Here is a 12,502-nt window from a genome sequence, read left to right as displayed (position 1 = left end):
GATACTGTTGCCCAATGGATGTGGGATGCTGGAAACCTGACCAACTGGGGCCTTCGGAATGGGACCAGCTCGACAGGCTCTGGCGCAGGGACAAGGCGCGCAACGACCCGATGTTTGCGCCTGTCCTTGCGCGGGAGCTCGCGCGCGTGCGCGACGACACCTGCATCATCCTCGCAGAGCGCGCTGGCGAAATCCGCGCCTTCTGGTCCCTGCACAGGCGGCCGGGCGGCTGGGCCCAGCCGATAAGCGGGCCTTTCTCCGACTGGCATGGCGCGGTCCGGTCGCCGGACGAAAAGATCTGCCAGATGGAATTGCTGAAGCATGCCGGGATAGGCGGCATGACCGCCCACGCGCTGTTTCCCGATGCCTGCCATCCGGTGCGCGAGGGGCTCGAGCGGACCGGCGCCTGGGTGACCGACCTTTCGGCCGGCATCGAGGCCTTCGAGACCGAACAGAAACGCCTCTTTCCAAAACACGTAAAGCGCATGGCATCGAAGCGCGCCAAGCTGGAGAAGGCCACGGGTGAGATCGAATTCCGCTTCGACGATCCTGACCCGGCGGCATTCGACTGGCTGATCGGGCGCAAGCAGCAGCAATATCGCGCCACGGGTCTGCATAATGTGCTCGGCTCCGATTGGGCGTCAAAATATATCCGGCGCCTGAGGGGGCTGGAGCATGACAGGTTCCGCTGCCACCTGTCGACGCTGCGGGCAGGCGGTCGGGTGATCGCAGCCGAGTTCAATATGGCGTCAGACACGGTGCTGCATGGCTGGCTGACGGCTTATGATGTTGAATTTTCAGGTGCTTCGCCGGGGCTGCTGCTGTTGCAGGACGTCCTGCGGGCGATGCCCTCGCGTGGCCTGGTGCGATATGATTGCGGGCCCGGCTCCGGTCACTATAAGCACTATTTCAGCAATCTGAGCCTGCCGCTGGACCGGGGCGTGCTGCGAACCGGCCCTCGGGCCCCGGCCATGGCCCTGGCGGGCACGGGCTGGCGGCATCTGGAAGGAACCATGCCGGGCGGGATCGGCGAGGTCATGGCGAGGTCGCGCCGCCGGTTCGACCAGATCCTGCTCAGCGAAACCAGACTGGCAGGACGTATTGGCGGCGTCCTCGATGCATTGCGCCGGTTCGGCAACTGAATCTCGCCTTGCCCGTCCAAGCCAACCCCGTTAGTGCCAATGGCTGAACCGGGGCTGCAGAGCCTGCAGTTGCATGAGACCGACGAACTCCACGGCGATGGCAGATACGACTTCGACAGCATCCCGGCGCGGGCCGATCGTGATTTCCCGCCATGGCAAGCCCCAGCTTGACCGGACGGCTGGGCCACGGCTCGACTGGCGCCAGTACAAGGACTGGTGGGCCCGCTACGAGCTGAGCCCCCTGCGCGACGATGAGGTCGCGCCTCAGGCCCTGATGGATACCGTGCGCGATGCCGACATCGTCATGGCGTCCGGCCGCATCCGCGCGCAGGAAACCGCCGCCCGTGCCGCGCCGCACATGCAGGCCGCATATGATGATGTTTTCAATGAAGCGCCACTGCCGCCGCCGACCATTCCGGGCGTGCGCTACCTGCCCAAGACGTGGAACATCCTGGCGCGTGCCGCCTGGATGAACGGCCATGCGCTCGACGGGGAAAGCGTCGTCCAGGCCCGGCTGCGGGCGATGGAGGCCGCGCAGAAACTGCACGAGGCGTCCGTCGACGCGAAGGTCTACCTGGCCGCACATGGCTGGTTCAATCGCATGCTGAGGCCGGAGCTGAAAAAGCTCGGCTGGAAATGCGTCCATGATGGCGGCGATTCCTACTGGAGTTACCGGATCTACGAATACCGGTGAATCCGGCCCGGAAATCGAACCGGAAAAACTTGTGATGGGGCAGGCAGCGCTTTAGTGTCGCCCGAATGCTCCACTGAGAGGCGACATGGCAGACCCGAAGGAAAAACCCGTCGACAAGATGAGCTTCGAAGAGGCGCTGGCCGAACTCGAAGGCATCGTCCGCCAGCTTGAAGCCGGCGAGGTCGAACTCGAGAAATCCATCGCGATCTATGAGCGTGGCGCAAAGCTGAAGGCACATTGCGAGTCGCGGCTGAAATCGGCCGAGCTGAAGGTTGAACAGATCGTACAGGGCGCCGGCGGCGTCACGACCGAACCTGCAAGCTTCGACTAGGCACCAGCATGGGGGAGGTGATCGACTTCGACCTGCGCCTGAAAGTAGTTGCCGACAAGGTAACGGTGGCGCTCGACCAGCTGATCCCCCCGGCCTCCGGCCCGGAAGCCAACCTGATGCGCGCCATGCGCCATGCGGCACTCGCCAATGGCAAGCGGATGCGGCCCTTCTTCCTGCTGGAAACCGGCGCCATGTTCGAAGCGCCGGAGAAGTCGCTGCTGAGGGCTGCGGCCGCGCTGGAATGCGTGCACTGTTATTCGCTGGTGCATGACGATCTGCCCTGCATGGACGACGATGATTTCCGCCGCGGCCAGCCGACCGTGCACAAGGCATTCGACGAGGCGACGGCCGTTTTGGCCGGCGATGCGCTGCTGACCCTTGCCTTCAAGATTCTCGCCTCGGACGAAACCCATACCGATGCCGGTGTCCGGGTCATGCTGATCGAGCGGCTGGCGGATGCCTCGGGTGCCCGCGGCATGGTCGGCGGCCAGATGATCGACATGCTGGAAAGCGACAGCCCGCGCGACCTCAACACGATCACGCGCATGCAGCGGCTGAAGACCGGCGCGCTGATTTCCTATGCGACTGAAGCTGCAGCGATCATTGGGCGTGCGCGCGAGGCCGAGCGCCATGCGCTGGCCGGTTTCTCCAACGACCTGGGGCTTGCCTACCAGATTGCCGACGACCTGCTGGATGCGACCGGCGAAGAGGATCGCGTCGGCAAGCCCCTGCAAAAGGATGCGGACGCCGGAAAGGCGAATTTCGTCACCGTTCTGGGCGTTGACGGGGCCCGCCAGAGGGTGCGGTTGCTGGCCGCACAAGCCAAGGAACACCTCGCAATTTTTCGCGAAAAAGCCAATATACTGCTGCAATCGGTCGATTTTGTTCTGGATCGAACGCATTAGACAGTAAGAATCTGTCGTTTCAGAGGGTCCGCCAGAATAGATGACCGACGCCATTCCCAACCGCCTGCTCGACGCGATCGACTCGCCGGCCGACCTGAAAGGCCGGTCGCGGGCGGAGCTGAAGCAGATTGCGGATGAAGTGCGCAATGAAGTCATCGACGTCGTCTCGGTGACCGGCGGGCATCTCGGCTCCGGCCTCGGCGTGGTCGAGCTGACCGTCGCCATCCATGCCGTGTTCGATACGCCGAAGGACAAGCTGGTCTGGGATGTCGGCCACCAGTGCTATCCGCACAAGATTCTCACCGGCCGCCGCGACCGCATGCGCACCCTGCGCCAGGGGGGAGGGCTTTCCGGATTCACCAAGCGGTCGGAAAGCGAATACGACCCCTTCGGCGCCGCCCACGCCTCCACCTCAATCTCCGCCGCCCACGGCTTCGCCAAGGCGCGCGACCTCCAGCATGAAAACAGCCATGTCATTGCGGTGATCGGCGACGGGTCGATGTCGGCCGGCATGGCCTATGAGGCGATGAACAATGCGGGCGCCGACAAGTCGCGCCTTATCGTGATCCTCAACGACAATGACATGTCCATCGCCCCGCCGGTCGGCGCGATGAGCAACCACCTCTCGCAGCTCGTGTCCTCCCGGCCGTATCGCGGCCTGCGCCGGATCGCGAAAAAGGTCGTCGCCCCGATCGGGCTCGAAAGCCCGGCCCGGCGCGCGGAAGAATACCTGCGCGGCTTCGCCATGGGCGGCACGCTGTTCGAGGAACTCGGCTTTTATTACATCGGCCCGGTCGATGGCCATGATCTCGACGTGCTCATCCCGATCCTTGAGAATGTGAAGGCGATGCGGGAAGGGCCCATCCTGATCCACGCCGTCACGCAGAAGGGTAAGGGCTATGCCCCGGCCGAGAACTCGGCGGACAAATATCACGGTGTCTCGAAATTCTCGGTCATCACAGGCGAGCAGGCCAAGCCGAAACCGTCCGCGCCGGCATACCAGAAAGTGTTTGGACAGACGCTGGCAAAGCTCGCCGAGACGGACGACAAGATCTGCGCCATCACGGCCGCCATGCCCTCCGGTACGTCTACAGACATCTTCGCTGCGAAATTCCCCGACCGTCATTTCGACGTCGGTATCGCGGAACAGCATGCCGTTACGTTCGCTGCCGGCCTTGCCGCAGATGGCATGAAGCCGTTTTGCGCGATCTACTCGACCTTCCTGCAGCGGGGCTATGACAGCGTCGTCCACGACGTTGCCATCCAGAAACTGCCGGTGCGCTTTGCGATCGACCGGGCTGGCCTTGTCGGTGCGGACGGCGCAACCCACGCGGGCAGCTTCGATGTCGGGTATCTCGGTGCGCTGCCGGGCATGGTGTGCATGGCCGCCGGCGACGAAGCCGAGCTTGCCCGCATGGTGCTGACCTCGCTCGAGATCGACGACCGGCCGAGCGCCTTCCGCTATCCCCGTGGCGAAGGCGTCGGCGTGGAAATTCCGGATGTGCTGAACCCGCTGGAGATTGGCAAGGGACGCATCATCCGCGAAGGCACGGCGGTTGCCATCCTGTCCTACGGCACGCGCCTTCAGGAAGCGATGAAGGCGGCTGACATGCTCGCTGCGCAGGGCCTTTCGGCGACTGTTGCCGATGCGCGCTTTGCCAAGCCTCTGGATGAAGACCTCGTCGCCCGCCTCGCGCGCGATCATGAAGTGCTGATCACGGTAGAAGAAGGTGCGATGGGCGGCTTCGGCAGTTTCGCACTGGAATACCTTGCCCGCTCCGGCGCGCTCGACCGTGGACTGAAGATCCGTCCGATGACCCTGCCGGATGTCTTCCAGGACCAGGACACGCCCTATGCCATGTATGAGGCCGCCGGCCTCAATGCGCGCCACATCGCGGCCCGTGCGATCGAAGCACTCGGCCGCGGCGACATCGCCGAGATCGAGCGGACCACCAGGGCCTGACCGGGTGCCTAACTGAAATGCAATTTGCTGCGCGCGGCAAAGCCCGCTTAGGTCCATCCATGCCAGTTATCCGAACCAGTCTTGCGGTGTTCGCACTTGCGCTCGCTGTCGCCTGCGCCTCCGCGCCTCCGCCCGGACCGCCCTTTGCGGAGCGGCTCGCCGCGGCGAAAGCCGAAAGCAATCCTTACGCTATGGACGCCGTCCTGTCGGAACTGGTCGCCGATACATCGCTGGCAACGGCAGACCGGGCCGAAGCCCTGTATGAACGCGGCAGCCTGCGCCGGCTCGATGGCGACAACCGCCGCGGAGCGGTTGCCGACTTCGAGGACATGCTGGCCCTCGCACCGGACCATCCGAAGGCGGAGCAGGCAAGGATTGAGCTCGGCCAGGCGAAGCAGGATGCCGATGCGCTGGAAGTCCGCATCCAGTACCTGCTGACACTGTCGCAATGGTTCGACGCCAGCTGGGCGCTTGGCGAGCGGGACGTGCCGGCAAACCGGTTCCGTGCGTCCGGCCTCAATCCGAACCAGACGCAGACGCGAAAGCTCCAGGATGCGGGATTCCTTTGCGGCGAGGCAGGTGAGGGCGGCCCGGTCCAGACTCTGGGAGACCCGCGCCCCTGGCTGGAAGACATGACCTGGTGCGCGCCGCCTGCGGCAGACTGACAAGGTCACATAAAATCCTTATTCCGGCCCTGCCGTTGCGCGTCTTGAGCAGCTATCACTGCGATCACTGACAACCTGTCCTGATGGAGTCCTGCCCATGATTCGACTGAGCTTTGCCGCCGCTGCTTCCGCACTTGTCCTGGTGGCCTGTGCCTCTGCGCCTGTGGAAGATGCTGCCCCGGCAGCTGCCGCCAGCGCGGCCGCGATTTCGCCATTCGACCTTGCAATGCAATCGGTCGAAACCCTGGTCGACGCCGGCAATACTCAGACCGCGATCGACCGGCTGACCCAGCTGACCGGTGATCCGTCGCTCAGCCGTGAGCAGATTGCGGAAGTCCTGTTCCGCCGGGGAGAACTGCGCCTGTCGGAAACCGGGTTCGACACGATGGGCGCTGTCGAGGACTTTGAAGAAGTCGTCGACGATTACAGTGACACCGAATGGTACACGGCCGCCGTGCCGATGCTCGACACGGCGCGCGGCAAGGCGACATCGCTGAACGCCCTTCTGGCCCAGCCGGAGACGACGCGCGCCCAGAAGTTCAACATCCTGATGGACCTTGGCCAGCACGACGAGGCCATGGACCTGATGCAGGCGGCCGACCTGACGCCGGAGAACGACACGCTGCTGGCGATGTATCAGATCGGTTATCTCTGCGAGGGTGACGAACTCACCGGCCGCGCTTATGATGTGACCGAGCCGGACGGCACGTTCCATCAGTTGCGTTTCTGCGACCTCGGAAAGTAAGTCTCCCGGCCTCATGGGGGATTTATGCAGGCCATCGAGTACCGCCGCCGCGCGTCGATCCAGGAAAAGGGCGAAACGCTGTGGCGGGCTCTGCCTGACCGCCTCGAATACTATGCGCCGGACGGGACGCTGCGCGGCACCGTTCCTTATGACAAGGTGCGCAAAGTGCGCCTCGCCTTCGCGCCGGGCCGGCTGCAGACCCAGCGATACTTGATGGAACTCACCGGCACGCGTTCGCAGGTGGTCCTGTCCAACATGCATTTCAAAGGCTTCGGGGATTTCGAGGACCGCTCCGAGCCATTCTTTGCCTTGGTGCGCGAAGTGGTCGCCGGCGTCGACCGGGCAAGTCCGGCAGCTGTTTTCCGCGCTGGTGAGAAGCCAGCCTACTATTTCCTGATGCTCGCATTCCTGATGGCGGTGTTCGGTCTTCTTGGCCTGATCGTCGTTACCCTGCCGCTCGTTCCCGGCAATGTCGGCCTGTCGGTGATCGTAAAGGCGGGCATCATCCTGTTCAGCCTGCCGCTCCTGTTTTCATGGATCATCCATGCCCGCCCACGCAGGTTCGATCCGGAGACAGGACTCGAAAAAGTGATTGTCGCGCGGTGACGCGACGTCAATTGCGGTCTGCCGCAAATTCGCGTGATGCGGGGGTGGTTTCCGCTTCAAACCCGTGCACATGCATGATTGTGTACCGGCAGAGAAACTTCAGAGGAAACCCATGACGTCAGACCTATTGCCCCCGAACTGGCCCGCAATGTCGATTGCCCAGGCGAATGCCCTGCTTGGCGGGCCGGGCTCCCCGGTCGAGGTGGAGGACGGGGTCGTGCTGGGCATTCCGCAGAAGCTCTACAAAAACGCACCGCCGACCGTTCACGCGATCCTGCAACTGGCCGCAGCAGGTTTTGCAGACCGGGACTACATCATCTACCAGGACGAGCGCGTGACCTATACGGCCATGCTGCGCGCCGTGGAGCACTTCGCCGCTGCCCTGCGCGATAGCTACGGCATCACCAAGGGCGACCGCGTTGCGATCATTATGCGGAACTATCCGCAATGGCCGGTGGCGTTCTATGCGGCGCTCAGCCTCGGCGCGATTGCGACGCCGATGAATTCCTGGTGGACAGGGGAAGAGCTGCACTACGGCCTCTCCTTCGCCGACGTGAAAGCTGCCGTGGTTGACCCGCAGATTTACGAGCGCATCCGCAGCCAGTTCGAAACCCTGCCTGATCTTGAGCATGTCATCATCGCGCGCGATCCGGAAACATCCGAAGAGCATAACGATCCCCGTGTGACCGCGATGGAATCGGCAATCGGCAAGGCCAACAGCTGGGCGGACCTGCCTGCCATTGGCATGCCTGATGTTGCGGTCGGGCCCGATGACGACGCCACCATCATGTATACCTCCGGCACGACCGGAAAGCCGAAAGGCGCGCTGGCGACCCACCGGGCGATCGTCGCCAACATGTTCAATTCGCTGACCTGTTCGGCCCGCATGTTCCTGCGCAAGGGCGAGCCGGTGCCGGAGCCTGACCCAGCGGTGCAGCGCGCGACGCTTATGTCGATCCCTTTCTTCCACGCGACCGGCGCATTTGCCGTCCTCGTGCCCACGGCCCTGCGCGGCGACAAGATCGTGTCCATGTACAAGTGGGATCCGGGCGAGGCCCTGCCGATCATCGAGCGGGAAAAGATCACCTCGATCGGCGGCGTGCCGGCGATCGCCTGGCAGCTGCTGGAGCATCCCGACCGTGATAAATACGATCTCTCTTCCATCGAAGTGATTTCGTATGGTGGTGCGCCGTCGGCACCCGAACTCGTGTCGACGATCAAAAAGCGCTTTCCGGCGGCCGCGCCCGGCAATGGCTGGGGCATGACGGAAACCTGCGCGACCGTTACGCTGAACATCGGTGAGGACTATGTGAACCGGCCATCGAGTGCCGGGGCGCCGCCCGCCGCAGTCGAACTGAAGATCTGTGATCCCGAAGGCAATGCGTTGCCCGTCGGCGAGGTGGGCGAGCTCTGGTGCAAGAGCCCGTCGAACTGCCGCCTCTACTGGAATCGTCCGGACGCCACCGCCGAGACCTTCCGCAATGGCTGGGTCGTGACCGGTGACCTTGCCCGCCTCGACGAGGAAGGTTTCCTATACCTGGTCGACCGGGCGAAGGACATGCTGATCCGTGGCGGCGAGAACGTCTACTGTATCGAAGTCGAGAGCGCGCTTTATGACCACCCGGCCGTGATGGATGCCGCGGTTGTCGGCATTCCGCACAAGGTGCTCGGCGAAGAAGTCGGCGCCGTGGTTCAGCTGAAGCCAGGCATGACTGCAACGGAGGCGGAACTTCGCGCGCATGTTGCCGACCAGCTGGCCGCCTTCAAGGTGCCGGTCGAAATCCAGTTCCAGGCAGACCCCTTGCCGCGCAACGCCAATGGCAAGATCCTGAAGCCGGAACTCAGGAGCCGCTTCACGCCGAGGGGATAAGTGCGATGTCAGTGATGAAACGGAAGATCGGGGACAGGGACGTCTACCCGGTCGGCCTCGGCTGCATGAACATAACGCATGCCTACGGGCCGCCCCTGGATGAGACCGCGGCGAAGGCGCTGCTCGTCCGCGCGGTGGACCTTGGGTGCGATTTTCTCGACACGGCGACGATCTATGGGTTTGGCCGCAGCGAAGAGCTGATCGGTGAGGCGCTGAGGCATCGTCGCGGAGAGTTTCTGCTGGCCAGCAAATGCGTGCTGGGCTTCAGGGATGGCCAGCGCACGCTGGATGCCCGGCCGGAAGCGATCCGGGCGGCCTGCGAGGCGAGCCTGAAACGGCTGCAGACCGATACGATCGATCTTTATTACATGCACCGGCCCGATGCGAATGTGCCCATCGAAGACTCCGTCGGCGCGCTCGCGGAACTCGTTGCCGAAGGCAAGATCCGCATGATCGGCCTGTCGGAAATGGGGGAGGCACACCTGCGCCGGGCCCATGCTGTCCATCCGATCGCAGCGATGCAGTCGGAGTATTCCCTCTGGGTACGGAATCCGGAGATTGCCGTGAAGGCGGCGTGTGAGGAGCTGGGCGTGGCGCTGGTTGCATTCTCTCCCGTCGGGCGCGGCTTCCTGGCCGATCCGCCGGTCGACCCGGCAAGCTTCCATGATGCGGACCTGCGCCGGTCCATGTTCCCGCGCTTCCTGCCGGAAAACTATGCGCGCAACCTGCCCTTGCTGGATGAGGCGCGGGCGTGCGCACAGGAAGCCGGATGCAGCGTGGCCCAGCTGGCGCTCGCCTGGACGCTGGCGAAGGGCAAGAATGTGATCCCGATTCCGGGTACGACCAATCTTTCCCACCTTGAAGACAACCATGCGGCTGGGGCCATTACCCTCCCTGCGGAAATGGTTGCCCGGCTGGACCGGCACTTCCTTCCGGAAAAGGCGGTGGGGCCGCGCTACACGCCGATGGGGCAGGCGGTTGTTTCAACCGAGATGTACGATTTCGAGGGCCGTGCATGAGTGAAGGTGCTGAAAAGCCGTCCCGTCCGGTCGCGCTCGAAGATAGAGGCAAGAGTACTGACGGGCGGCGTTATGCTCCCTCGACTGCGCGGAACCGGGAACCGATCCGAGATGTCTTTGCGGCTGAGGGATTGGTGGACGGGCGAGCGCTGGAGATCGCCTCCGGTACCGGCGAGCATGGCGCGTTCCTGACGGACGCCTTTGAAGGACTGGTCTGGACCTATTCCGACATTGATGCCGAGGGCCGCGTGAGCCAGGCTGCCTGGAAAGCTGCAGCCGGGCATGGCCGCCTGATGGGGCCCCTGACAATTGATGTGTCTACGGATGAATGGGCGTGGACGGAGCCCGGCGCCTGGGATCTGCTCGTCTGCATCAACATGACCCATATTTCGCCTTTTAACGCGACGACGGGCCTGTTGCGCGGTGCCGGGCGCTTGCTGCGTCCCGGCGGGCACCTGTTCCTCTACGGGCCGTATGCGCGCAATGGCGAGATCGCTCCGTCGAATGCGGCGTTCAGCGAGAATCTGAAGTCACGCCATCCGGACTGGGGCGTGCGGGATCTGGACCGCGAGATTGTGCCGCTCGCAGAGGCTGCGGGGCTTGCTCTCGCGAACGTCGTCGCGATGCCCGCGAACAATCTCAGCGTGATCTTCAGGCGTCAGGATTACTGACCACCACCGAAACGCTCGGTCCATTCCGCAATCTGCGCATCCTCGATTTTCTGGAACAAGACGTCCGGCGGCGCGATCGCATGGCCGCGCGGAATGGCATCCAGAAGGGCGGCAAAATCCTCGCCCGTCGATCCACCTGGCATCTTGCGGTTCGCCTCCGGAATACCGAGGGCGTCGAGGATCTTTGACGCTGCTTCCGGAATGATCGGCTGTGCAATGATGCCGAAAATGGCAGCGAGGTTGATCCCCGCACGCACGCCGACAGCGGCGGCGTCGACGTCCGTCTTGTACTTCACCCAGGGCTCGGCCTTAGTGAGATATTCATTCCCAGCTGCCCAGATCGCGCGGGTTTCGGCAGCCGCCTTGCGGAACTCCATGGCCTCATAGAATTCCACGAGACGCGGCAGGCGCTCGGCGAGTTCATTGGCCATCCACGCTTCCGCCTCGCCCGGCGCTCCCGTTTCCGGCACCTTGCCGTCGAATTTCGAGGCGCAGTATTTCGTGATGCGGTTCACGAAATTGCCGAGCACATTGGCGAGGTCTGAATTCACCGCTGCCTGGAAGCCTTCCCAGGTGAAGGCCGCATCGGAGCCTTCCGGCGCGTTGGCAATCAGGTACCAGCGCCAGTAATCTGCAGGCAGAAGGTCCAGCGCCTGGTCCATGAACACGCCGCGCTTGTTGGACGTGGAGAACTTGCCGCCATACCAGGTGACCCAGTTGAAGGCCTTGAGCTTGTCGACCGTCTTCCACGGCTCGCCGCAGCCGAGCAGTGTGACGGGGAAGCTGACCGTGTGGAAGGCGACATTGTCCTTGCCCATGAACTGGACGTATTCGACGTCGTCGGCGCCCTTGTCGGTTTTCCAGAGCGACTCCCAGTCATTGCCGTTGGCCTTTGCCCATTCCTGCGTCGCGGAAATGTATCCGATCGGCGCATCGAACCAGACATAGAAGACCTTGTTTTCGAAGCCGGGGCGGGGATTGCCGTCGGCGTCGGTCACCTTGACCCCCCAGCTGAGGTCGCGGGTGATCGAACGGGCAATGAGGCCCTCGTCGAGCCATTTGTTGGCAATGGAAACGGCGAGCTGGGGCCAGTTCGCGCCCTTCTTTTTCACCCAGGCGCGGATGTCGTCCTGCATCTGGGTCTGGAGGAGGTAGAGGTGATTGGTGTCGCGGATCTCGATGTTCCGGCTGCCGGAAACGGCCGAGTACGGATTGATCAGTTCCACCGGGTCCAGCAGTGTCCCACAGTTGTCGCACTGGTCGCCGCGAGCCTTCTCGAAGCCGCAATGCGGGCACGTGCCTTCGACATAGCGGTCAGGCAGGAAGCGGCCATCGTCGACGGAGTAGACCTGCTTGGAGGTGCGTTCCTCGATCAGGCCCTGCTTTTCGAGGCCCTGTGCCAGATGTTGTGTCAGGGCGTGGTTTTCCGGCCGTGAGGTGCGCCCGAACCAGTCGAACGAAAGGCTAAAGCCTTCGCCGGCCTTGCGCTGGATCTCGTATTGCTCGTCGCAATAGGCCTGCACGCTCATGCCCGCAGCCTGCGCGGCGAGTTCAGCCGGAGTGCCATGCTCGTCCGTGGCGCAGATATAGGTCACCTCATGACCCAGAAGTCGCATGACCCGCGAATAGACATCGGCCGGCAGCATCGAGCCGGCAAGGTTGCCGAGATGCTTGATGCCGTTGATGTACGGCAGGGCAGAAGTGACGAGGATGCGCCGGGGTTGCGTCATGGGTGTGTTTTCTTTCCCGTTGGGCGGATTCGGACCGTGATTCGGGCGGGCGGCCCGATGAAGAGCCCGTCTTTTAGCGCGCTATGCCGGAAAAGAAAGAATCAGCTGTCGTATTTGATCGAGGAACGGCGGGGATATTGCAGTCCCGCCCCGCCCGGCCC

General features: G+C 63.4%; 12 protein-coding genes. 11 read left to right on the top strand and 1 reads right to left on the bottom strand.

What is annotated here, in order from left to right; genetic code table 11:
* The first annotated feature begins 14 nt into the window (after positions 1-14).
* The 11 genes from R3C13_RS00290 to R3C13_RS00240 all read left to right on the top strand — a co-directional run bounded on the left by R3C13_RS00290 (position 15) and on the right by R3C13_RS00240 (position 10,611).
* Positions 15-1,142: a GNAT family N-acetyltransferase gene (locus R3C13_RS00290; protein WP_371308786.1), complete on the top strand. Its 1,128-nt coding sequence runs from the start codon at positions 15-17 to the stop codon at positions 1,140-1,142.
* Between the two features lie 73 nt (positions 1,143-1,215).
* Positions 1,216-1,836: a histidine phosphatase family protein gene (locus tag R3C13_RS00285; RefSeq protein ID WP_371308785.1), complete on the top strand. Its 621-nt coding sequence runs from the start codon at positions 1,216-1,218 to the stop codon at positions 1,834-1,836.
* A gap of 85 nt (positions 1,837-1,921) precedes the next feature.
* On the top strand, positions 1,922-2,167 hold the full coding sequence (locus tag R3C13_RS00280) for an exodeoxyribonuclease VII small subunit (protein WP_371308784.1): 246 nt from the start codon (positions 1,922-1,924) through the stop codon (positions 2,165-2,167).
* A gap of 8 nt (positions 2,168-2,175) precedes the next feature.
* The gene (locus R3C13_RS00275; protein ID WP_371308783.1) at positions 2,176-3,072 is read left to right on the top strand and encodes a polyprenyl synthetase family protein; all 897 of its coding nucleotides are present in this window, start codon (positions 2,176-2,178) and stop codon (positions 3,070-3,072) included.
* 40 nt (positions 3,073-3,112) lie between these two features.
* Positions 3,113-5,035 (top strand): 1-deoxy-D-xylulose-5-phosphate synthase, encoded by a 1,923-nt coding sequence (gene dxs, locus R3C13_RS00270; RefSeq protein WP_371308782.1) that lies wholly within the window; start codon positions 3,113-3,115, stop codon positions 5,033-5,035.
* A 59-nt stretch (positions 5,036-5,094) separates the two neighbouring features.
* Positions 5,095-5,700, top strand: coding sequence for a hypothetical protein (locus R3C13_RS00265; RefSeq protein ID WP_371308781.1), 606 nt, complete (start codon positions 5,095-5,097; stop codon positions 5,698-5,700).
* A 97-nt stretch (positions 5,701-5,797) separates the two neighbouring features.
* On the top strand, positions 5,798-6,445 hold the full coding sequence (locus R3C13_RS00260; RefSeq protein ID WP_371308780.1) for a hypothetical protein: 648 nt from the start codon (positions 5,798-5,800) through the stop codon (positions 6,443-6,445).
* 24 nt (positions 6,446-6,469) lie between these two features.
* Positions 6,470-7,051, top strand: coding sequence for a hypothetical protein (locus R3C13_RS00255; RefSeq protein WP_371308779.1), 582 nt, complete (start codon positions 6,470-6,472; stop codon positions 7,049-7,051).
* 112 nt (positions 7,052-7,163) lie between these two features.
* Positions 7,164-8,921 (top strand): class I adenylate-forming enzyme family protein, encoded by a 1,758-nt coding sequence (locus R3C13_RS00250; protein ID WP_371308778.1) that lies wholly within the window; start codon positions 7,164-7,166, stop codon positions 8,919-8,921.
* Positions 8,922-8,926: 5 nt separating this feature from the next.
* On the top strand, positions 8,927-9,940 hold the full coding sequence (locus tag R3C13_RS00245; RefSeq protein WP_371308777.1) for an aldo/keto reductase: 1,014 nt from the start codon (positions 8,927-8,929) through the stop codon (positions 9,938-9,940).
* A complete protein-coding gene (locus R3C13_RS00240) occupies positions 9,937-10,611 on the top strand; it encodes a DUF938 domain-containing protein (RefSeq protein ID WP_371308776.1) in 675 nt (224 codons plus the stop codon). The genes R3C13_RS00245 and R3C13_RS00240 overlap by 4 nt, the downstream gene beginning before the upstream one ends.
* Here the strand turns inward: R3C13_RS00240 and metG are convergent.
* Positions 10,605-12,341, bottom strand: a complete 1,737-nt coding sequence (gene metG / locus R3C13_RS00235; RefSeq protein WP_371308775.1) for a methionine--tRNA ligase — start codon at positions 12,339-12,341, stop codon at positions 10,605-10,607. The two genes, R3C13_RS00240 and metG, sit on opposite strands and share 7 nt — an antisense overlap.
* Between the last annotated feature and the right edge of the window lie 161 nt (positions 12,342-12,502).

The sequence above is a fragment of the Hyphomonas sp. genome (assembly GCF_041398385.1).
GTDB lineage: Bacteria > Pseudomonadota > Alphaproteobacteria > Caulobacterales > Hyphomonadaceae > Hyphomonas.
Note: the sequence above shows the minus strand (reverse complement) of the source record. Positions and strands in the feature narration are given on the sequence as shown.

Bases quoted from the DNA above. Each gene is read 5' to 3' on its own strand.
- R3C13_RS00290 (WP_371308786.1), top strand. From the start codon at position 15: ATGGATGTGGGATGCTGGAAACCTGACCAACTGGGGCCTTCGGAATGG.
- R3C13_RS00285 (WP_371308785.1), top strand. From the start codon at position 1,216: ATGAGACCGACGAACTCCACGGCGATGGCAGATACGACTTCGACAGCA.
- R3C13_RS00280 (WP_371308784.1), top strand. From the start codon at position 1,922: ATGGCAGACCCGAAGGAAAAACCCGTCGACAAGATGAGCTTCGAAGAG.
- R3C13_RS00275 (WP_371308783.1), top strand. From the start codon at position 2,176: ATGGGGGAGGTGATCGACTTCGACCTGCGCCTGAAAGTAGTTGCCGAC.
- dxs (WP_371308782.1), top strand. From the start codon at position 3,113: ATGACCGACGCCATTCCCAACCGCCTGCTCGACGCGATCGACTCGCCG.
- R3C13_RS00265 (WP_371308781.1), top strand. From the start codon at position 5,095: ATGCCAGTTATCCGAACCAGTCTTGCGGTGTTCGCACTTGCGCTCGCT.
- R3C13_RS00260 (WP_371308780.1), top strand. From the start codon at position 5,798: ATGATTCGACTGAGCTTTGCCGCCGCTGCTTCCGCACTTGTCCTGGTG.
- R3C13_RS00255 (WP_371308779.1), top strand. From the start codon at position 6,470: ATGCAGGCCATCGAGTACCGCCGCCGCGCGTCGATCCAGGAAAAGGGC.
- R3C13_RS00250 (WP_371308778.1), top strand. From the start codon at position 7,164: ATGACGTCAGACCTATTGCCCCCGAACTGGCCCGCAATGTCGATTGCC.
- R3C13_RS00245 (WP_371308777.1), top strand. From the start codon at position 8,927: ATGTCAGTGATGAAACGGAAGATCGGGGACAGGGACGTCTACCCGGTC.
- R3C13_RS00240 (WP_371308776.1), top strand. From the start codon at position 9,937: ATGAGTGAAGGTGCTGAAAAGCCGTCCCGTCCGGTCGCGCTCGAAGAT.
- metG (WP_371308775.1), bottom strand. From the start codon at position 12,341: ATGACGCAACCCCGGCGCATCCTCGTCACTTCTGCCCTGCCGTACATC.